The organism is Tenacibaculum litopenaei (genome assembly GCF_964514025.1).
In the GTDB taxonomy this organism is placed as follows: domain Bacteria; phylum Bacteroidota; class Bacteroidia; order Flavobacteriales; family Flavobacteriaceae; genus Polaribacter; species Polaribacter litopenaei.
The window spans coordinates 226109-246760 of the sequence record NZ_CAZEQT010000002.1 but is presented as its reverse complement, the minus strand read 5'-3'; the positions used below and the strand labels follow the sequence as shown (position 1 = coordinate 246760).

15 protein-coding genes are annotated in these 20652 nt (G+C 39.6%); 7 read left to right on the top strand and 8 right to left on the bottom strand.

The window, feature by feature from the left end; all coding sequences use genetic code 11:
- Positions 1–19 precede the first annotated feature (19 nt).
- On the bottom strand, positions 20–442 hold the full coding sequence (locus tag ACKTS5_RS03850; RefSeq protein WP_408042521.1) for a MarR family winged helix-turn-helix transcriptional regulator: 423 nt from the start codon (positions 440–442) through the stop codon (positions 20–22).
- Between the two features lie 103 nt (positions 443–545).
- Between ACKTS5_RS03850 and ACKTS5_RS03845 the strand changes: the two genes are divergently transcribed.
- Both ACKTS5_RS03845 and ACKTS5_RS03840 read left to right on the top strand, forming a co-directional pair.
- Complete coding sequence (locus tag ACKTS5_RS03845; RefSeq protein WP_408042520.1) at positions 546–1058, top strand: ClbS/DfsB family four-helix bundle protein; 513 nt, start codon at positions 546–548, stop codon at positions 1056–1058.
- Between the two features lie 9 nt (positions 1059–1067).
- Positions 1068–2339 carry an APC family permease gene (locus ACKTS5_RS03840; protein ID WP_408042519.1) on the top strand — a complete coding sequence of 424 codons (1272 nt, stop codon included), beginning with the start codon at positions 1068–1070 and terminating at the stop codon, positions 2337–2339.
- 67 nt (positions 2340–2406) lie between these two features.
- On the opposite strand, the gene ACKTS5_RS03835 is transcribed toward ACKTS5_RS03840, so the two are convergent.
- The 3 genes from ACKTS5_RS03835 to ACKTS5_RS03825 form a co-directional block, all read right to left on the bottom strand.
- Entirely contained in the window at positions 2407–5040 is a 2634-nt protein-coding gene (locus tag ACKTS5_RS03835; RefSeq protein ID WP_408042518.1) for a T9SS type A sorting domain-containing protein, read from the bottom strand.
- Between the two features lie 3 nt (positions 5041–5043).
- Positions 5044–6894 carry a T9SS type A sorting domain-containing protein gene (locus ACKTS5_RS03830; protein ID WP_408042517.1) on the bottom strand — a complete coding sequence of 617 codons (1851 nt, stop codon included), beginning with the start codon at positions 6892–6894 and terminating at the stop codon, positions 5044–5046.
- A 640-nt stretch (positions 6895–7534) separates the two neighbouring features.
- The gene (locus tag ACKTS5_RS03825) at positions 7535–8590 is read right to left on the bottom strand and encodes a helix-turn-helix domain-containing protein (RefSeq protein WP_408042516.1); all 1056 of its coding nucleotides are present in this window, start codon (positions 8588–8590) and stop codon (positions 7535–7537) included.
- A gap of 935 nt (positions 8591–9525) precedes the next feature.
- On the opposite strand from ACKTS5_RS03825, the gene ACKTS5_RS03820 reads away from it, so the two are divergent.
- The 5 genes from ACKTS5_RS03820 to ACKTS5_RS03800 all read left to right on the top strand — a co-directional run bounded on the left by ACKTS5_RS03820 (position 9526) and on the right by ACKTS5_RS03800 (position 16773).
- A complete protein-coding gene (locus ACKTS5_RS03820) occupies positions 9526–11745 on the top strand; it encodes a lantibiotic dehydratase family protein (RefSeq protein ID WP_408042515.1) in 2220 nt (739 codons plus the stop codon).
- Positions 11738–12586, top strand: coding sequence for a thiopeptide-type bacteriocin biosynthesis protein (locus ACKTS5_RS03815; protein ID WP_408042514.1), 849 nt, complete (start codon positions 11738–11740; stop codon positions 12584–12586). The genes ACKTS5_RS03820 and ACKTS5_RS03815 overlap by 8 nt, the downstream gene beginning before the upstream one ends.
- A 106-nt stretch (positions 12587–12692) precedes the next feature.
- Positions 12693–14255, top strand: coding sequence for a helix-turn-helix domain-containing protein (locus ACKTS5_RS03810; protein ID WP_408042513.1), 1563 nt, complete (start codon positions 12693–12695; stop codon positions 14253–14255).
- A gap of 99 nt (positions 14256–14354) precedes the next feature.
- Positions 14355–14528 (top strand): hypothetical protein, encoded by a 174-nt coding sequence (locus ACKTS5_RS03805; RefSeq protein WP_408042512.1) that lies wholly within the window; start codon positions 14355–14357, stop codon positions 14526–14528.
- 79 nt (positions 14529–14607) lie between these two features.
- Complete coding sequence (locus tag ACKTS5_RS03800) at positions 14608–16773, top strand: prolyl oligopeptidase family serine peptidase (protein ID WP_408042511.1); 2166 nt, start codon at positions 14608–14610, stop codon at positions 16771–16773.
- A 73-nt stretch (positions 16774–16846) separates the two neighbouring features.
- On the opposite strand, the gene ACKTS5_RS03795 is transcribed toward ACKTS5_RS03800, so the two are convergent.
- The 4 genes from ACKTS5_RS03795 to ACKTS5_RS03780 are packed head-to-tail and all read right to left on the bottom strand — an operon-like array spanning position 16847 to position 20652.
- The gene (locus ACKTS5_RS03795; RefSeq protein ID WP_408042510.1) at positions 16847–17176 is read right to left on the bottom strand and encodes a hypothetical protein; all 330 of its coding nucleotides are present in this window, start codon (positions 17174–17176) and stop codon (positions 16847–16849) included.
- Positions 17177–17183: 7 nt separating this feature from the next.
- Positions 17184–17642, bottom strand: a complete 459-nt coding sequence (locus tag ACKTS5_RS03790) for a hypothetical protein (protein WP_408042509.1) — start codon at positions 17640–17642, stop codon at positions 17184–17186.
- 7 nt (positions 17643–17649) lie between these two features.
- Entirely contained in the window at positions 17650–18255 is a 606-nt protein-coding gene (locus ACKTS5_RS03785) for an N-acetylmuramoyl-L-alanine amidase (protein WP_408042508.1), read from the bottom strand.
- A gap of 3 nt (positions 18256–18258) precedes the next feature.
- The gene (locus ACKTS5_RS03780) at positions 18259–20652 is read right to left on the bottom strand and encodes a hypothetical protein (protein WP_408042507.1); all 2394 of its coding nucleotides are present in this window, start codon (positions 20650–20652) and stop codon (positions 18259–18261) included.

The window sequence follows — 20652 nt, the reverse complement described above, 5'->3', positions numbered from 1 at the left end:
TATTAAAGATTAAATTTTTTTACTCCAATTTTTCATTTGCTTGGCAGAGTGCAGCATTGAGTTCCGTAGCTTCTTTTGTCCCTATAATTTCATTATAGGCGTGGTATAGCTTGTTCCAACAGGCAGTTATTTGTAGCATCTCTTCCTCCAGCTTATCGGTTTTATGGAGCCATACATTTCTCCCTTCTTGGCTTCGTTGTATCAAACCTTTCCCTACGAGCTTATCTACCAAACGCGTTACAGTAGACGGTTTGAGCCCTACCCTATTGGCTACTGCAGAGGTGGCAATCGGACTTTCATTGTCTACGACCATGAGAATATAGGCATACGAAGGACTGAGACCTATCTCTTGAAAGCTCTCTTCTGCCAACGCATTGATTTCCCTAAAAAATCTTCCTGCCGTAAAGTATAGGCAGCATTCAAATGGATTTTTCGCACTCATACTGCAAAGCTACAAAAATACTTGTATATACAACTATTTTACATTCTTTTTTTCCTTACCTTAGAAACTTACGAAAAATAAATCCCCTGATAAAAACAACGGCATGCCCATTCCTACCAACAAAGACGAACTGCTAACTGCTATTACTACCAGCTATTCGAAACTTCTCTCCGATCTCGAATCAATTACCCCTGAAGATGCGGACTTACCAGAACTTCCAGGACACCGAAAAGACAGTGTTATGAGTATTCGCGATCTGGTAGCCTATTTAATAGGCTGGGGAAAACTCGTACTTAAATGGCATCGGAAAAAGGAAAACAACGAACCTGTAGATTTTCCTGAAAGTGGTTTTCAATGGAATGAATTGGGACTGCTCGCTCAAAAATTTTACGCTGACCACCAAACGGGCTCTTACTCCGAACAATTAATCGAATTTCAGCAAACGGTTACAGCTTTAATAGCTCTTATTAACAACAGCGATCCTGAATTACTGTATCAACCGGGCTGGTATAAACAATGGTCACAAGGGAGGATGATTCAACTTAACACGGCCTCTCCCTACAAAAATGCGCGCACTCGTGTACGAAAATGGAAAAAAAACAGACCTATTCACTAAAACATCTATATGCGAAAAAAAATCGGACTTAAAGAAGCCATGTCTATCGGTATTGGAGGTATGGTTGGTGGTGGTATCTTCGCGGTATTAGGTTTGGCAGTTTCACTCGCTCAAGGAGGAACTCCAATTGCCTTTTTAATTGCCGGACTACTAGCCTTGCTCACCTCTTACAGTTATGTAAAACTCTCCCAACGGTACCCTGACCAAGGCGGTACCGTTCGATTTGTAAATCAAGGATTTGGACGGAGTACCTTTAGCGGAGGAATTAACAACCTCCTGTGGGTCAGCTATATCATCATGTTAGCACTGTATGCCTCTGCCTTTGGCTCCTATGCTCCCAACCTGTTTACCCTCTTCAACCCTACAATAGATTTTCACATTTATACCAGTCTTATCATAGTCATTGCTACCGCAATCAACTACTACAGCATCAAGGTTGTCAGCGCTATAGAAGCTTATGCCGTAGTGATCAAATTGATTATTTTACTCGCTTTTATCGGTATTGGAGCCTATGGATTGTTGGGCAACCCGAATGTAGCACAGTTAGCGGTAAGCCATTGGGAATCCCCCCTTAAACTCTTGACTGGAGGAATGGTGATATTTGTTGCCTACGAAGGCTTTGAGCTTATCGCAAATGCAGCTCCTGACATTGAAAACCCTGAAAAAAACATCCCTCGAGCCTATTACTACTCGGTAATTTTTGTGATACTCTTATACCTAATCATCGCCGTTGTTACTGTAGGGTCATTGCCTTTTAGCAGCATTGCTACCGCACAAGATTACGTATTGGCTGAAGCCGCAAAACCCATGTTAGGGAAATTGGGCTTTACAGTGATTACCATCGCAGCGCTCATTTCTACATTTTCAGCGATCAATGCTTCCCTATACGGAGGTAGCAAAGTGAGTTATGAAATTGCGGAAGACGATGAGTTACCTCATCAGTTAACGAGCCAGCTTTGGGGACAACCCATAGGCCTCTTAATCACAGCCATCAGTACCCTACTCTTGGCTAATTTATTGCAATTGGAAAGCATTTCAACGGCAGGTAGTGTCGGTTTTCTTTTAATATTTGCCATCGTCAATTTAGTAGGATTTAAATTACACAGGGAAGTTGGTGGGAATCGCCTAATTCCACTGATCGGTTTTATAGCCTGTACCATTGCGTTAATCGTTTTGATTAGTCAATCGTTGGCTACTAACAGCACTGGGGTTATCGTGGCATTTTCGATAATTACAGGATGCTTTCTCATCGAATTTATCTATAAAAAAACAAAGTCCTAAACCACAAAAGCCGAACGAAATCGTTCGGCTTTCTCATCCATTAAAACTCGATGCATATAACACTCCGTTACGGTACGAGTAATTTTTGTGACAACCACTTTCCTTTGAGTTTAATGAGGTAAATACCACTTTTTAAACTACTAATATTCAACTTTAAGGTATTAGCGCCACGTTTGGTTTGTACCTTCTGTGTGACTACGCGTTTCCCTTGAATACTGAATACTTCTAGTGTTACGGTCTCTTCTGAAGCACTTTCAAAACTCAGTTCAACAGCTTCAAAGGCCGGATTTGGATACAATTTCGTAACCGATTTCCTACGATTTTCTAATTTAGGTCGCTTCGTTGTTGCCGTACGTCTCGAGTTGTATACAACTTGAATATCTTGATATTCAGCGTTGGTCCAGTAGTAATTTTTAGCGTTGTTCACATCACTTTGCGTCACGAGCGCCATAAAGGCCGAAGCTCCAAACCCAAAGTCAGCAATATCGAAACGCTTGAGTACCTCAGTATCTAATTTCGCTTCAATCTGATTGTTTTTTACATAGAGAGAAATAAAGCGCTCGTGCAAACTCGCTGTTTGCTTATTACTCGGTACAAGCACTCGTTCTTTGGTCAATTCGAGCTTCCCATTTTTCCTCGTAAACAGTACCAACTGATTTTCTTCGGGCGCCAAGGCAATGTATATGAAGTTTGCATTGGCTGCGTCTGATGCACGTAACATAACTCCTGCTGTAGGCCCAGTACCGTTCTCATACACGGCATTGTACGGATTCGAAAACCAATTGTTGCGCAAGTGTAACTTACCAACGCGCGTTACTTTAGTTGCTAAACTCAAGCCTTCTTGAAAAGGGACATTCAGTTTACGGAATGACAGCAAATCAGGACCTCCCGACTTGGAAAAGGCTCCACTTCCAATAATATTAGCATAACGATCTCTGTGAAATCCAGAAATATCCTTGATTCCTTTACCCAAACCGCCATACGAAACTTTACTAAAAAGCGGATGGTTTACCCCCTTGGCTTCACTGGGGTCGTAAACGATGCTCGGGTTTAAGTCGGGACCTCCGTACGAATCGTTGTAGCGATAACGAACGTCATTTGCTTTGGATGCGCTACCCACATCTGCGTAATTATAATATCCTGTTCCCCAAAAACGTCCACTCCAGGTACTCATACTTTGCCCGGTTTGATACATTTTATCAAGCCCTGTACTCATCTGATTTTTGATCAATAATTCTTCAATAGGCACTAACAAATACCTCGCTTCAGAACTGTAGTGCCAGTTGGATAAAAACGTCCCGATACTCGAGGCAACCTCTGCACGCAGTACTTTTTGCCCACCAGTACCTGCTGGATAATAAGAAATTCCCTTTCCGTGTAAGGCATTCCATTCATTTTGCGGAAAAATAGCATGACCGTAGTCTTTACGGTTCAAATTAAACAGCTTGGCACTATTTCCTAAAATCCACATAATTGGGTGGGTTCCATCCCACAGGTGCAATGTGTACGTTTCGTTAGCATACGTGTCAAAATCGTCCATATCATCATCACTGGCCCAAGGCGTTGCCCATCCGGTAGTTCCGTGAATCGTAGAGAGGGCTCCTTTTACCGTTCCTCCTTTATCTATCAATACTTCCACAACCTCCATATCGTTCAGGTGATCTCCAGCGGCACCTACCAACTCATTATACGTATGGTACACTGCGTATTTACATAGGTAAAAATCTTTTAACTCCTGAAAAGACGCATAAATTACTGGAGTCACATCGTGTTCCGAACTGCTTTTTGCTGCTGCCAAACTTCGCGCCAAGGTGGTTCTCGGCCAATGACTCCCAGCGGCCCAAACATCGTTATCATCGTCATAAGTTCCCCAATTCAAATCCTGATCCACCGCCACGATTAAATCTTGTCCTTCATACAAATCATCTGATAATTCCATTTGATGATGAAATACTGGAGCATAGCGCTGCAAAATTTCGTATCGGGTCATTTCCGATAAGGGTTTGGGTAATTTCATGGCAAATCCACCTTCTAGCGTACCGGACGATACTACCTTATCCTTCGCTATATCGTAGCGCAGGTATTTGGTTCCTTTAAATAAATAGATGTCTCTTCCGGCTCCGACATAACAAGCGGCATCCAAATTTTCGTGAAAGTCAGGATGATCGTTTAATGCAAAACTATCCTTAATACTTCCCCCTGAAACCACTTTTTCAGTAGCGAGATCATATCTCAAATATTGATTCCCTTTAAACAGGTAAAAATCGCGTCCTGCCCCTACGTAACAAGCAGCGTCGATATCTTTATGGAAGTAAGGTTTTGACGACAAACTGAAGTTTTTGGCTATGTTTCCTCCCGAAACCACGCGCTCCTTTGATAAGTCATAGCGCAAATACGCTGAACCTTTAAATAAGTAAAAATCTCTTCCACTACCTACATAAGTGGCAGCATCAGCCTTTTTGTGAAAGTCTGGATGTGTAGCTACACTAAAATTTTTGGAAAACACCCCGCCTGAGGTTGTTTTATCCTTAGCTATATCATACCTTAAATAGGTATCATTTTGCCATGCATACATATCTCTTCCTACTCCGATATACGCAGAAGCATCTAGTGATTCTTTAAATGAGATTTGTCCATAACTGAGCGTTGTACACCACATGGTCATCACGCCAAGTGCTGTTGTTAATTTGATATCTTTCATAAACTAATAAATGTAAATTTTGTGATTGCTTAGGTGTTTGTTCGTACGTATGCGTATAAAATACAAGCCTGACTTCAGTGAACGCCATTGAGTCATGGTCAAGGAAACTTCTCCTTTATCGACGGTGACTTCCTCCGTAAAAACCACTTGTCCTCTACTGTTGTAAATTGTCAATTCGCCCTTTCCTTGGGCCGATTTCCCCACGCGAAAACTCACCGGAGTACCTGCGCTCTTCACGAGAGTTCGGATCGATTGCCCTCCTCTTGAAGCGGTGCGCGCTCGTTGAATATTAGCCTGCATGAGCCCTTCTGCGATTTTTCTTGACCATCCTTGATCCCAACCGACAAAATCAATAGAATGAATCCAGTGATATCCGGCATTGACCCACTTTGTCATATAATTTTGATAGAAATTTTTATTAAAGCGTATGGCACCCGTTTTTAACAAAATTCCGGATCCGCTGTGTCCAACAACAAGTGGAACCTGAGGTGTGGTGGTTTGTGGAAGAAATTTACGTTGGTATTCTTCTGCCACATCATCTGAAGAAGTATCACTCACAAAAGGAAAACCTAAAAATTTCCCTATGTTATTAGCATCTCTAGGGCGGTTGTAAAAACTCAATCCTTTGGTATCCTCGTACTCCGACACAATAATAACATTACCTCGTTGGAGCAATTCCTCATACGTATAGGCATACAGCCCCTTAGGTACTTCTGAAGGTCGGATAATTGTTGCATACCCAAGACCATTGGCAAATAACTGTCCTAAAAATTCGGCGGCTTTATCTGTATTCGAAAAACCTTTTTGACGCATTTGCTTAATGTGCAAAATCACGAGTTCCTTAGAATTGTTAAGTTGCTTTTTTAAGTCTCCAAAAACAGCGTGAAAATCAATAGGCTCCGTCCTACATATAAATTCGTTCCCGTGGAATCCACTCAAGGCATGACCGCCAGACAACTTCTCCAATTTGACCCGGATATCAAAATAACGAGCACCACCCCAACTAAACTGTTGGTTGAGAGGAATAGCCTGAACGTCACAAAAATTGTTTACATTATTTACATACATGGCATTGTGACTCCCAGTCATTAAGATTTCATTTAACTTTTTGTCTTTTAAATACGAGTAACTGTCGGTCATCCAACGAGCCGCATTAAAGCTCCCCGTATAAAACAAATTAAAACTCGTTCGTATGCTTCCCTGCGAAACTACTCGGTCCTTTCCGATATCGTAACGCAAGTATTTTTCACCTTTGAACAAATAAATATCCCTACCGGCACCTACATAACAGGCCGCATCAATATTGGCGTGAAAATCAGGATAGCCAGCAAGTGCAAAGTTCTGCTGAATACTTCCTCCAGAAACCACCCTATCCTTACCGATATCGTAGCGGATATAGTCGGTTCCCTTAAACAAATACATATCACGTCCGGCACCTACATAGCAAGCGGCATCAATATTCGCGTGGAATTTCGGATGAGCATTTAGTGCAAAGCTCTTAGCAATATTACCTCCTGACACTACTTTATCGGCTCCAACATCATACCGCAAATACGCTGTACCCTGAAACAGGTACATATCTCTACCTGCGCCTACATAAGACGCTGCTTGAACGCCTTTATGAAATGCCTCTTTTCCTTGCAAGGCAAAATTCTCTTCAAAGACACCTCCCGATTTCGGCCGGTCTGTTCCAATGTCATAACGCAGGTACATCCCGTCTTTTAACACGTATATATCTCGCTCATAGCCAACATAAGTGGCCGCATTAACATCCTTTTTTACATCTACTTGACCTTCCATTTTAAGAAAGGCAACAAGAAGTACAAGGAGTAAAAAAACATCTTTCTTACTCATACAGATTGATTTTTGAATTAAATAATATGAAGTTCTTACATTCATAACACGGAGTGCCTACACAAAGACCTCGTGTTAGTTGCGAATTGTAAATTAGTTTTTGGAGGTTTACTTACCAATCAGAGCGCACCTTCATCAGTAACCCCTACTGATTTGTTATTGCTTACAATATTGTTATACAACAGTGCTGATGCGCTCGATTGGAACGTACAAAAATTTAATCCCACTACGGGATCACTATTTTACAAATACAGGTGTTCTCAAAACGACAAAGTTTCGAGTTATAGCCGAAATACCTGAGGTATTTTTTGCATTCTTAAGAATGCCTTCTTTTTCTCTTATAGGAACTTTTCCCTATGTGCCATGACCCCAAAAAAGTGTCTTAAAATTCACTTTCCTCAATGCCTGTCATGAGCGTGAAAACATGTAGCAAACATAGGAGCTTATGGCAGTGGTGTCAAGTAGCAGACGTCCTATATTCGTATTTTAAGACCCCTACAAAAACCTGTAAATCAAGCACTTTCCAAAAACGAAACTCACAGCCTTGAATACGGAAATCTCAACGAACCAAATCCATGTTGAGCTAGGCCGCTATATACGCTCTTGCGAAAAATTGGAATACTTACAAATTGACTAGGTATTAGTTTTGAAGAGTGCCTTCAACATATTCACTTGGACTCATCCCTTCGAATTTTTTAAAGGCTTTATAGAAGGTCGACTTGGAGCTGAAGCCCACTTCTTTTGCAATACCTAAAATGGAATAATTTTGATATGCAGGTTCAAGGACCAGTACTTTAAAATCATCCACGCGAAGTTTATTAATAAAGTCATTAAAATTTCCATCGGTATAGGTGTTGATCAATCTAGAAACCTGCTTGGGATGTTTGTCGAGCAAACTTGCGAGCTCCTGGATGGTCAATTTAGGACTTCTGTGCATTGCTTGGACTACTACACTGCGCTTCAAAGTCTCGAAATCTTCTCTTTCTTCCAAGCTCGACGAAGCATATGCTTCTTCTTTCTGTCCTTTAATTTCTCTGTTTTTTTCAGGAACCGCTACCGGTACAAAAGCAAACACAGGACGATGGAATACGAAGTAGCGCAAACACAGAATAAATACCGCGATTTGAAAAAGGGACTCAATAAGGTAAAAAATAGAAAATCGCTTACCATAGCTATACGTAACGATATCACCTAGTATAATGATACCATAGTATATGAAGCTAATGAGTAAATACATTTGTATAAACTGAATAAAGTACTTGTTTTTACTGTAAAAACGCAGGGATTCTCGTTGTATAAAGGCTCGGAACCTCAGCGAAAAATACATTAAATACCCTAAATTAAATAGGTAATCAATTACAGTAAACTCCCAATCGTACGAGGCTTGATAAAAGTAATTAATGCCAAAGAAATAGGAAATCACTACTGCGACATGCCAAGGCGAACAGTGAAATAGCTTTATCAAATAGAGAAACAAGAAGGTGTCTACTACCGAAAATTGATACTTATAAATACTGTACTTAGGTGCAAAAGGCTCAATGGTTTCAAACAGAAAACTCAAAAAGTACATGAATATCAAATACTTTTCCAAGCGCGATTGAAACTTGTTCCTGCGATCAAAAATGAGAAAACAGAATAGGACGATAAACGATAGTCCTAGGAGGTCTAAAAAATTAGCAATGTCGACTTTAAACATACGATGTGATTAATCAATAAATTACAATGTTTTCAAGAGGAATACTAGGTGTTTTGTCCTAGGAGAAGTTATATAACAACCGAACAGAAAAAAAACCTACCTCCTTTTCCTCTTCTACCAAAATACACATACATTTTTGGTGATCGTTACCACTTCCATTGAATTTAACTATCACAATAGCAACGAGCATACATTTCTTCCTATTCCCTCTTGGAGTTTCAATTACCTTGCAGACGGCAGCACCGCAATTTTGTTACATGTTGTAAGCTTTGGCTGTAGAAGTTTATCCAAAATAGGAACAACAAAAAAGTGATCTAAAAACTAGATCACTTTTTTACTCAATGTCAACACAGTACCCCCTTCTAAAAAATACAGTTGACGTGTTTATAAACCACATAACAATAACTTACGTTTGTTTATCCAAATGCCAGAAGTAGCTGAAAATTAAATTTCAAATAGTAAAAAACAGCGAATAGTGCTACCTCTGGCGAAATCAATGGATATCTAATGTCCTTAAGTGTGCTACGAAAAAGAACATACGTACTCTTTCTTTTCCTGAATTGCTGTATCCCCTTAACAATTATAGCATTTCGAGTTGTCCACAACTCAAGGACACTTTACTTTCCATCGCAATTAATTCTCTGCTAAAGAAGATTACAAACTAGGATGGAATTGCATTCAAAACATTGAATGACTAACCTTAATTTTCGCTGTTTTTCATTTCTGTTTTTTACTGTTTTTCACAGTACAAAGGAATTCTTTTAAAATGCAATTTTCAAACTTTCACAATCGGTTTTTATAAAAAGCTAGTCTGAATTTGTAAATCCAGCACAGCGTCCAAAAAAGTTAAAAACCTTAGTAACAACTGCTTGCAACATACCGTTTTTGAAATAAAATTAAATCTTATATATTTATCGAATCAGACAAAAAACATCATGAAAAAACCCTTTCAGCGCTATGATTTTTTGGAAGACTTTTGTTTTCGAACCCCTCTCTACCCATTCAATTTCTTAAACAAAAATCTCCAAGAGCACACCTTTACCATAGCGGACCTAGAAAAAGTATGGGCAGACCCCATTTTTAAAGAAGCTATGTATTTAGCTTCCGTTCCATTTTACAATGAAATTGTAACGATTTTACAATCGAGAGATGCTTTGAAATTCGAAAAAATCAAAAGCTCCTTTTTAAAATACCTCATCAGAGCAACAACGCGATGTACCCCGTTTGGTCTTTTTGCAGGCATAGGAACAGGAACTATTGGAACGCAGAATTCCGTTGAGCTCCCCCCTCCTCATCAGCATCAAAAATCGACCAACTTAGACAGTCATTTCCTATTCGAATTATGCAAACAGCTTGCTCAACAAAAGACCGTCAGAAATCAACTGACCTTTTACCCGAATACGAGCTTGTACCGTTTAGGAGATTATTACAGATATGTTGAAACCAATAGCAACCACCAAAAAAAACAGTACAGCATTGAAGCCATTGGTCACAATGAAGATATAGAAAGTATTTTGAGTCATGCCGCCGATGGAAAACAGAAATTCGAACTCGTCAATTTCTTGACAGAGCGGGGATTTGAAACTTCAGAATCTGATGCCTTCTTAAACTTATTAATCGATCATCAAATTCTGAGAAGCAATTTAGAAATCAATATCACAGGGGATGATCCCCTCGCGAACATTATCCAAATACTCGATTCCCTAACTGGAGTCAGCTCTATCACAACTGCCTTAAAGTCGATTCAAAACCGACTTGCCTCTGTAGCTAAAACTATGGGAACAGACATCGCTGCTTACAACGCTATACGGGAATCACTGAGTGCTTTGCAGTTGAATTTTCAACCCAAGTACCTCTTTCAAAACAACCTTACACTTTCAGCGCCATCGGCAAGTATTAGTAGGTCTCAACTTCAAGAAGTAAAGAAAGCGCTAGGCCTATTACTAAAACTTGAAACATGGCAGCCCAATCAAGATCTACAACGCTTTAAAAAAGCTTTTTACGAACGTTACGAAACGCGTCGGGTTCCGCTAGCCCTAGCACTGGATATCGAATCGGGTATCGGATACCTACAAAACGATGCTGTTTCTGGGACAACTCCGTTTTTAAATGATCTGACGGCAGCTTCTAAAGGTCATAAGACCTTTACAAATCAACACCTAAGTCCACAAGATCGAGTATTAGAGAATAAACTAAAAGAGGCATTGGAGCAAAATGCATACGAGATTACCTTAACGGATAAAGATTTTAGCCACTTTGAATGCCGAGAAGAGTACCTCCCCGATACGCTAACGGCATTTGCCTCCTTAACCACTGTAAACGCTACCGAAACCCTATTTTTGCAGGGGTTCAATACAGGAGCGGGAAAATTAATTGCCCGATTTTCAGAATCAAATGATGCTATCAATGCGCAATTGGCAGCTATCTACCAATCAGAACAGGAGCTTGCACAAGATAAAATAATCGCAGAAATTGTACACCTTCCTGAATCGAGAACGGGTAATATACTGAGAAGAAAGAATCTAAGGTCTTATGAAATTCCCTACCTCGCAAAGCCATCCGTTCCTTATGATGGGCAGCTTGCTATAGGTGATTTGTGGTTATCTTTAAAAAATGACGAGCTGGTACTGTGGTCTGAAAAACATCAAAAAGAAGTAATTCCCAAACTCACGAATGCCCATAATTACTCCTACAAAGCCCTGCCTATTTATCATTTCTTAAGTGACTTAGAGCTGCAAAACAAATTACCTTATATCGGTTTTCAATGGCCATCGTCTTGTGATACTTTCGATTTTCTTCCTCGTGTAAGCTACAGGAATACGATCCTAGCCAAGGCTCAATGGAAAATCAGTAGCAAAGAACTAACAACCCTAGCTTCTTTTAAAAATTCTACGGAATTCAGTGCTGAGTTTGCGGCTTGGCGAAAAAAGCTCAAGCTCGTTCAGCACGTAGCACTGAAACATCCCGCACATGCGCTATACCTCGATCTGGAACACCCTGATTGTATTGCAATATTGATAGAAAGCGGCAAAAAAAACAATCCTATTGTATTGGAAGAGTTCCTATTCCATGAGGGCTCTCCTGTAAAAAATGAAAAAGAACATTTTACCAACGAATTTTTATTCACCTTGAAAAAAAGCGATATCGATGATTAAGAGAAGTTACCTTCCTGGAGAAGATTGGCTGTACTACAAAATATATTGTGGAAAAAGAACTGCCGATCAATTGCTTGTTGAAGAAATTCAACCTCTGGTGCAAGAATTGACTCAAGAGGAGCGAATTGACCAATGGTTTTACCTGCGCTATTCAGATCCTCAACCTCATTTACGACTGCGATTTCTCAGTCCTAATACGGAACACAGGAACTACCTTCAACAACGCATTCCTGCAGCACTCACCAGTTACTTTCAAAAAGACTTGATCTGGAAAGTACAGATGGACACTTATAACAGAGAGTTGGAACGCTATGGTACTACTACTATTGAATTGTCCGAATATGTATTTTCTGTGAACAGTCAGCTGTGTTTAAACGTACTTGAACACCTCACAAATGATACACATGTATTTTTAATTAGCCTAAAAGTGATTGACGAGCTTCTCAATTCCTTTGGCTATACTTTGGACGACAAGATTAACTTATCAAAGGAAAACTTCGAAGCTTTTAAAGATGAATTCAACGCCGATAAGCAATTAAAAAAACAACTCAACATAAAGTACCAACAGCTAAAAGAGGATATTAACTCGACCCTAAAGGCCTCGATTTCTTCTTTCGAATTTCTAAAAACGCACGAATTATACAATGAACCCTACTCACAAATACTACAGCGATTAAAAATTGGGCTGTCTGAAGAGGCCATCGCCTTAGACGACTACCTAAGTAGTCAAATTCATATGTTTATCAATCGAATTTTCAGAGATAAACAACGATTGCACGAGCTCGTTTGCTACAGTTGCCTTTACCGTTATTATAACCTACAAAAAAACACCAATGCGTAATCTATTCGTTTTACTACTATTTCACTGTACTCTTTTTTCCTTAGGACAGGAAGTACAAAAACACTATCACTCAGATTTAAATACTCTGAAAAATGAATTTTATCTAATGGATAGCATTCAGAAGAATCGTTTTTCAACAGCCTATTTAGCCAAAGCCAAACTGGAAAATACAACCGTTAAAATTGCCAATGGATACTATTTATTATCAGAGCTTAACATTCATAAAAAAGCAGCACTTCAATACAGTGACAGCATTATCCAATTAACCAAAAACACACAAAACAAAAACTATCCAGCCCTGGGATACATTCAAAAAGGGATCCATTATTATTACAACGGCCAAAATGAGTTGGCGCTAGAAAATTTTTTACAGGCCAACCAGCTCGCCGTAAAAAATGAAAACCGCATTCAATTAGTTATTGTCAAGCATTACGTAGGGCTTCTAAAAAGTGTGAATAATAAAATTGAAGAAGCCCTCAGCATCTTTAAAGAAAACTATCAATACCTAAAAGAAAATCAATTAGATACCACCTATAAAAAACAGTACTTTAAATCCCTCTTTGCATTGGCCAATGGTTATGCCAAAAACAAACTTTTTGACCAAGCCATTCAGTACTATAATAAGGGACTTAAAGAATCGAAAAACAATCCTGATTTCTATTACCCATATTTTTTAACAGGTCATGGAGTTTGTAGTTTTGAAAAAGGTGCTTATCAACAATCGATTGACAGTTTACAAAAAGGCTGCAAGCTCTTAAAGGAAGATCCTTCGAATCTCGCCGCCATGTACTTGTATATTTACGATGCTTACAAAGGAATGGGGACTCCTGACCAAGGAATTCATTACTTGAACAGTATCGACTCTGTTTACAAGCAAGACAACTCTATTAGGAGGTATTCAAGAATCGCCTATGGACATTTGAATGATTATTACAAGCATTCTAAGAATAAAAAGAAACAGTTGACCTACTTGACCAAACTCGTAGAGGTAGACAGCCTCATCAAGGCCAAGGACGGTAACTTATACGTTGACATCGTCAAGAACTATGATACTCCTGAATTACTCAAGGCGAAGCAAGAACTCATCAACTCACTGGAAGAACAAAACAGTTCAAAACAGTACAATATTTTTATTTTAATTGCGCTCTGTACTATTTTTTCTGGGCTATTTATTTTCTTCTCACGACGCAGTTATGTGTTAAACAAGCGTTTCGACCTATTAATGGAAGAACAAAACAACAAAGAGACTCAGGTCACTCCACCTGTAATTACGGCATCAAAAGTTGAAAGCCTTGGATTGTCAGAAGAGCTCGTTACTCAAATACTGACCAAATTAGAGAAATTTGAAAGCTCACTAAAATTCGTTAAGAAAAAATACACCTTAAATACTTTGGCAAAAGAACTCAATACAAACAGTTCGTATTTGTCAAAAGTGATCAACCTAGAAAAAAATTCTAACTTCTCTAATTACTTAAATAACTTAAAAATTGACTACGCAATTCAGCGGTTAAATCAAGATCCGAAATTTCGAAAATACACCATAAAAGCAATTTCAGAAGAGTGCGGATTTAGCAGTCAACAGACATTTTCGACTGCTTTTTTCAAGAAAACAAAGTTGAAACCCTCTTTCTTTATAAAAAAAATAACAAACTCTGAACCAGAAGATTAAACTTAAAAAATACGCGTGAAATTTATAAATTCATAGATACTTGTCTTTTTTAGGCTGTTTGTATCCCCTAGATTTGCAGCAGTAAAAAACAATTAGAATATGAAAATTCAGAAAAACACAAAACGCGTATTAGACTTTAAAAAATTTCAAATTGCAGAGATCAAAAGCTTACATGCTATTAAAGGAGGAACCGGTTCAAATTCAGGAACCATTGACGACGAAGATGATCCAATTAACACAGGAGATTCTCGAAACGGTAGACGACGTCCTTAAACATAAAAAAACCAATTGTCTCACGACAATTGGTTTTAATTCGTTATTATTACCCTAAAAAAAAGAAAAACTACAACCCATGACCCGTGTATTACTTATCCTCATTTTATTCTTCTTATTTTATTCCTGTACCCCAGTGAACACATCGAGTAAACCTCCTAAAATTACGGTTATCGATGAATATCACGGTCATCAAATGAAAGACCCATACCGGTACATGGAAAACCTCAAGGATACGGTATTATTGGCTTGGCTCAAAGAAAAAACAGAGGAAGCCTCTGTATTAGAAACTATTGAAGGACGCGCAGCACTACTGCAAAAAATAGAAAACTCAACCGCTGGAAATACACGCATTAGCAAATTAAAAATCAGTGATAATGGCAGCTTCTTTTACTTAAAAAAAGAAGCTAAAAATGCTGTTGCCAAACTCTATTTCAGACCTTCCTTAACTGCCGATGAATCGCTGTTATTTGATCCGGCTACCTACAAAACTCATGAGAAAAAAGAGTACGTATTAAACTATATAAAACCGAGTTGGGATAGTAAAAAAGTAGCTGTCGGATTGACGGAATCCGACAAAGAAATTTCAGAAATTGTCATTGTAGATGTTCCAAGTAAAACCGTTGCACCCGAAACACTCACCCACAACTGGCCCGCTGAGTTAGCTGGAATCAACTGGTTACCCGATAACTCAGGCTTCATTTATGTACACATTCCGGTAGTTGACAAAAATGAAAAGAACTACCTACTTAATACCTCTTCAGTATTGTACAAACTAGGAACGCCTGCTAATCAGGTAACACCTATATTTTCAAAACAAACGAATTCGAACTTCCCGATAAAAGAGGAAGATTTTTGCATTACCAGACTTCCAGATCAAAAATGTCAATACATTTTTGCCTCGACCTCTGGCGCTACCAGTTATCACGATTATTATTACGCAGCAATTCAGGACATCTACGGCAAAACCATCCGTTGGAAACCTCTTTTTTCTAAAGACGATTTGATAAAAAAAATCCTAGTCAAAGAGGATACTTTATATTATCTGAGTTCTAAAAATGCTTCGAATTTTAAACTTTGCAAAACAACACTCAGCAATCCCGATTTCGAGAATCCTACAGTTGTTGTACCCGAAGACCCTAACCAAACGATCACTGATATGGCCCTCACCAAACACGGCCTCTATATCGTAAAAACAAAAAACGGGGTGCAAGCCAACTTGTACAAAGTAGTGGCGCCCGCTCCGCATTTACAAAAAATTGATCTCCCTAGATCTTCCGGCTATATCAATATCTTTTCTAAAGGAGCTCGTTTTGATAAGCTATGGCTACAAACAGAGGGATGGACAAGTAAGAAAGAACTGTACAATTACGATGCGAATACCGACTCTTTCAATAAAATTGAGTTGATTAAACAAACCAGTCCTACAGCTATAGAAGACGTAGTTATCGAGGAAATTGAAATACCTGCACGCGACGGTACACTGATACCACTTTCGATTATTTACAAAAAGGGAATCAAAAAGAACGCAGCAAACAATGTACTTATCAGTTCCTATGGGGCCTACGGACTTTCAGGAACTCCTTTGATGTACCCTATTTTAAAACACTGGGTAGAACTAGGAGGCGTCTATGCGGAAGCGCACGTGCGCGGTGGTGGCGAAAAAGGAGATGCTTGGCGAAGAGCCGGATATAAAACTACTAAAGCCAATTCGTGGAGAGATTTTATTGATTGTACCCGCTACCTCGTCAATCAAAAATATACCAGTCCGAATAAAATAGCGGCTTGGACGGCAAGTGCCGGTGGCGTTTGTGTAGGACGTGCCTTTATTGAAGCTCCCGAACTATACTCAGCGGTAATGATCCGCTCAGGAGTATTGAATCCACTTCGTTCAGAATTTTCTCGCAATGGAAAAAACAATATCAAAGAATTTGGAAGTGTTAAAGACTCAACGGAATTCTTAGCCTTACGAGCTATGGATAGTTATCACGCAATACAAAACAATACCCGATACCCAGCTGTGTATTTAACCGCTGGAATTAATGATGCCCGAGTTCCGGTTAGCCATTCATCAAAGTTAATCGCTCGATTACAAGACGCTCACCCCGAGAATACCGCTTTGTTGTCAGTTGACTTTAACGGTGGGCACAGTTTTGATGCCGCTCAACAAAAGCGAAATAAAGAACTCGTTGATTTTATCACCTTTGCGTTTTGGCAATTGGGCAAAGAAGACTTTCAACCCTAGCCAGTGCTGGGTTCATAAATATCAAATAAAAAGGTTGCCAATTGGCAACCTTTTTTCTTAGACCAACAATTTGCTAGACTTTCAATAACTGAGCTTGTATCACCTTAATCAGCTTTCCTAATAGTTTATTCTTTAGGTGACCGATACTGGTTTTATGCACTCCTAAAAGCTGTAAGCTATTCAGTTGTAATAAATTTTTCTGACTCTTTACCAGCCAGGCATACTCCTCCAAACTCAATTCTTTCATCGCCAGTAACACAGTCCAACGCTTGAGCTTTTGTTTACTCTCCAATAAAAAAACGTCGAGTTCTTTGAGCGTATCCTCCTGCACATCGCTCCACTTATCAGACAACACACCTGTTAATTCCGCTCTTAACTCCTTTAAAATCATATCAAAATCCATCTACCTATCAATTTAAAATTAACTGTAATACACCTTCTTTACTCCTCGCATCTTTTTGAGCTTCATAAGCGATCAACGCATCAAAAGCTGCCATAATCTGTACTTTTGCCTCTGCGACAAAGACCGCTGGTAATTTTCCTTTACTTTTCCAGCGTCCTAAATAACCTCCCAATAGGTTTCTATCTTTATCGATGAGTACCTTCCACATAGAAAGGGAAATTTTTTGATGCTTTTTATGTTGCTCATAAACCATCAAACTGTCAATTTTGTTCATCAAGGCTCGCACTTCTGTTTCATAGGATTCATAGGAATATACTCCTTTATCGATCAATTCCTCAGAACTGGTTTTAATCGCGATGGTCTGTTTATGAGCATAGGCATCATAACTCGCTGATTTCATAGTGTCACAAGCGCAGAACAGTGACACCAAACACAGCCCTATTAATAATTTTAGTACTCTTTCCATAAGTTGTTTATCTTTTTTTAAATAGTTCGTTATTAATTCGTTGAATGGCAGCCACGTGATAGTCTACAATTCGCATTCTTCCTGCCGAAGTACTCAAGTAGTTTTTGTATTCTGTATAATTATCCATAAAAAAACTCTCGGTTAAAACAGCAGGCATCTTAGTTTTGGTTAGGACGTAGAACCTCGCTTCTTTATCCAAATCTCCATCTGAATAATCAGTTCGCAAGCGATCATTCGGGAACTCTTGTTGAAAAGCTTCACCAAATCTACTCGCAATAGCATCGCTTTTAGTATCTCCTGGCGAAGTAAAAAACTCTGCTCCTGCACCTCCCCCCGCATTGGCGTGAATACTGAGATAGAAACAAGGAATTCCTGCATAGTTATTAGCTCTCTTTACACGTGTTCGCAAGCTGATATCCTGATGTTCTGGTACCAGATTGATGTAGGGAATTTGGAGTTTTGTCAACTCCTGCATAATTCCATTGACGATGGCCCTATTAAATTCGCCCTCGTAAAACACCTCGTTATCCTTCCATCTTACTTGCTTTCCCTTTGTCTGATAAAGTCCATTGATCAATCCGCCGTGACCATTGTCTAGTAGTACTGTCATCATCGTTTATTTACAGTCATTTAAATCTCCTATAAGAATTCCGATAAAAGATTGATTTGTTTCATTCTTTTGCAATGGATTAAACTCAAGTTGTTCAGGAATCGCTGCCGACCAAGGATTTGAAGCCACAGGAAAACTGTGATTGACAGGTACAAATTGCCATTTTTTAGTAATCAAATCATTGCCATTCAATACTTGTAAAACAATGTTAGCATCTGTCATATCAATGCTTTTTGATCCGTTTACATCAGCAGCTAACAACTTATATGGACTTGTCAAAACACCGCCGTTATTGATGTGGTTTAACAAACTGATGTAATCGAAAAACTCAATACAACCAGCTACTGGCGTGGTGTAATTGGGCTTCACCGTATACTTTTCAGACGGCAAGCCAGCAAACGAATAACCGCTGGCATCTGTTGTTGTATTCCTATTTGAACCAGAAGACTGTAATTGGAGTTGAACCCCCGTCAATACGGTACCTTTAGGTGTTCGTATCGTTCCGGAAATAGTATAAGATGCCCCCGCTATAGTGATGCTACTGGGCGTCGATTTACCACATGCATTGATGGCTTGTACACTAAGTATCCCTCCGGTAAAACCCGCTGTTGTCACCAAGGTAATCTCACGTTGATTTGTAGGAGTTGAAGGTACCGCAGTCATTCCGCTAGGTAAGGTCCATTGATAACTCACTGCTTGTTGAATACCGGTAACTGCATATTTTAATCCAGATTGACCTGCACTCACACTGGTGGGGCCCGAAACAATTCCGGTTCCACTAGGAACTCCTTGCACGATTACAAAAAGGGTTGCTGGTATGGATTGGCAGTACTGATTTACGGTATACGCCTTCACATTACCACTGGTTGCTCCAGATCCAAAAGCAACGGTAATACTATTTGACCCCGCTCCTGAAATCACGCTTGCTCCCGCTGGTAATTCCCATTTGTAACTGCTAACTCCTGCAACAACCGCTACGGTATACGTGACCGCATTTTGCCCTTTACACACCTTGACAGCTCCACTAATAGCTCCAGGTGTTGGAGGTTTGGTTCCTAATCCTGGTGGCGTACTCCCCGCCAAAGGATGCGTGGCATCGTGATACTGTACACTAAAACCCCAGAGCCCACCGGACCTGTACTCCGGACAATCAAAAGATGCCCGACCTTGTGATCTACCAGCCATGATCACCTTCCCTTTTTTATTCGTCCCTAAGCGGAAAGTATTCTCCGAGCTGATTCCTGCCGAGGCTTTCGCCCATTGAAAACCTCCTTGAGTGTTGTACTTTGCTAAATAAGATTTTGATAAGTTTACCGAAGTTCTAACACCTTTCAATTCCGTGCCTCCTGGAAAGCGTAAACTGGTATGAAAATAGCCGGTTGCATAGACACCTTGCGTATCGGCAGCGATATCTGTTGCAAAAGGAGGTGGATTTCCTTCACCCTCCGCAGTTCGAATCCACAATTCATTTCCACTGGGCCCGTACTTAGCGATAAAAATATTATCTGAATCACTCCCTATCGGTACTGCAGCTCCTGCAAAAAAAGATTCCTTATGATAACGATGCGCAGTGATGTATCCATTTCCATTGGTATCATTTGCCAAGCGCACTGGTCCAGAACTTCTAATTCGAGTATGCTTTAAATACGCTACGGAATTGGCTCCATTGGTGAACTTAGCATAATAAATATTGGTAAAACCAGAATCTGAAACAATTTTATGTGGTCCTAACTCCAACGTAGCGTAAAAATTACCAGCGATGTACAAATGCTTTCCGTCAGAACTAATGTCTGTAGGTCGAATATCAGAACGGCTCCAAACGACACTTCCATTTAACGGATTAATCTTAGCCAAAAAAGGTTGACTCCCACTGGTTCCAGTTACGTAACAATTTCCATTGGCATCTACTACAAGTTCTGTTAACCCTTCATTATTTCCAGCACCTCCAAACTGTTTTGCCCAGATAAAGTTTCCGAGTTTGTCATACTTAACCATAAAACCCGCTCGGTAATGCTGGGTAGTACTCAAGCTTACCTTTGAACTTCCAGTTCCAAAAACGATACTGGTCTGAAAATATCCCGAAGCGTATACATTTCCAGTAGCATCTACGGCTACTGACAATCCTCTTGAATTTCCACTACCTGCTACTCGAGACCAGATTACCGTCCCTTTATCATCGTATTTCGCTATAAAAAAACCAGATCCGCTATGTGTTTTCTCCAAAACTATCCCCGAATAATAATGTCCGGTTGTATAACTATTTCCATTACCATCCATGGCCAATCCGTTGATAACAGAAGTACCACTGACAGTATTTACGGCCCATTGAGCCAGCTGTGCACGTCCTTCATAAGAGAAGAATAGCACGATAAAAACTACGATTATTCGATATCTTTTCAT

What these genes read in the sequence shown, in the direction of transcription:
- ACKTS5_RS03850 (WP_408042521.1), bottom strand. Translation starts at nt 442, where the DNA reads ATGAGTGCGAAAAATCCATTTGAATGCTGCCTATACTTTACGGCAGGA.
- ACKTS5_RS03845 (WP_408042520.1), top strand. Translation starts at nt 546, where the DNA reads ATGCCCATTCCTACCAACAAAGACGAACTGCTAACTGCTATTACTACC.
- ACKTS5_RS03840 (WP_408042519.1), top strand. Translation starts at nt 1,068, where the DNA reads ATGCGAAAAAAAATCGGACTTAAAGAAGCCATGTCTATCGGTATTGGA.
- ACKTS5_RS03835 (WP_408042518.1), bottom strand. Translation starts at nt 5,040, where the DNA reads ATGAAAGATATCAAATTAACAACAGCACTTGGCGTGATGACCATGTGG.
- ACKTS5_RS03830 (WP_408042517.1), bottom strand. Translation starts at nt 6,894, where the DNA reads ATGAGTAAGAAAGATGTTTTTTTACTCCTTGTACTTCTTGTTGCCTTT.
- ACKTS5_RS03825 (WP_408042516.1), bottom strand. Translation starts at nt 8,590, where the DNA reads ATGTTTAAAGTCGACATTGCTAATTTTTTAGACCTCCTAGGACTATCG.
- ACKTS5_RS03820 (WP_408042515.1), top strand. Translation starts at nt 9,526, where the DNA reads ATGAAAAAACCCTTTCAGCGCTATGATTTTTTGGAAGACTTTTGTTTT.
- ACKTS5_RS03815 (WP_408042514.1), top strand. Translation starts at nt 11,738, where the DNA reads ATGATTAAGAGAAGTTACCTTCCTGGAGAAGATTGGCTGTACTACAAA.
- ACKTS5_RS03810 (WP_408042513.1), top strand. Translation starts at nt 12,693, where the DNA reads ATGGATAGCATTCAGAAGAATCGTTTTTCAACAGCCTATTTAGCCAAA.
- ACKTS5_RS03805 (WP_408042512.1), top strand. Translation starts at nt 14,355, where the DNA reads ATGAAAATTCAGAAAAACACAAAACGCGTATTAGACTTTAAAAAATTT.
- ACKTS5_RS03800 (WP_408042511.1), top strand. Translation starts at nt 14,608, where the DNA reads ATGACCCGTGTATTACTTATCCTCATTTTATTCTTCTTATTTTATTCC.
- ACKTS5_RS03795 (WP_408042510.1), bottom strand. Translation starts at nt 17,176, where the DNA reads ATGGATTTTGATATGATTTTAAAGGAGTTAAGAGCGGAATTAACAGGT.
- ACKTS5_RS03790 (WP_408042509.1), bottom strand. Translation starts at nt 17,642, where the DNA reads ATGGAAAGAGTACTAAAATTATTAATAGGGCTGTGTTTGGTGTCACTG.
- ACKTS5_RS03785 (WP_408042508.1), bottom strand. Translation starts at nt 18,255, where the DNA reads ATGATGACAGTACTACTAGACAATGGTCACGGCGGATTGATCAATGGA.
- ACKTS5_RS03780 (WP_408042507.1), bottom strand. Translation starts at nt 20,652, where the DNA reads ATGAAAAGATATCGAATAATCGTAGTTTTTATCGTGCTATTCTTCTCT.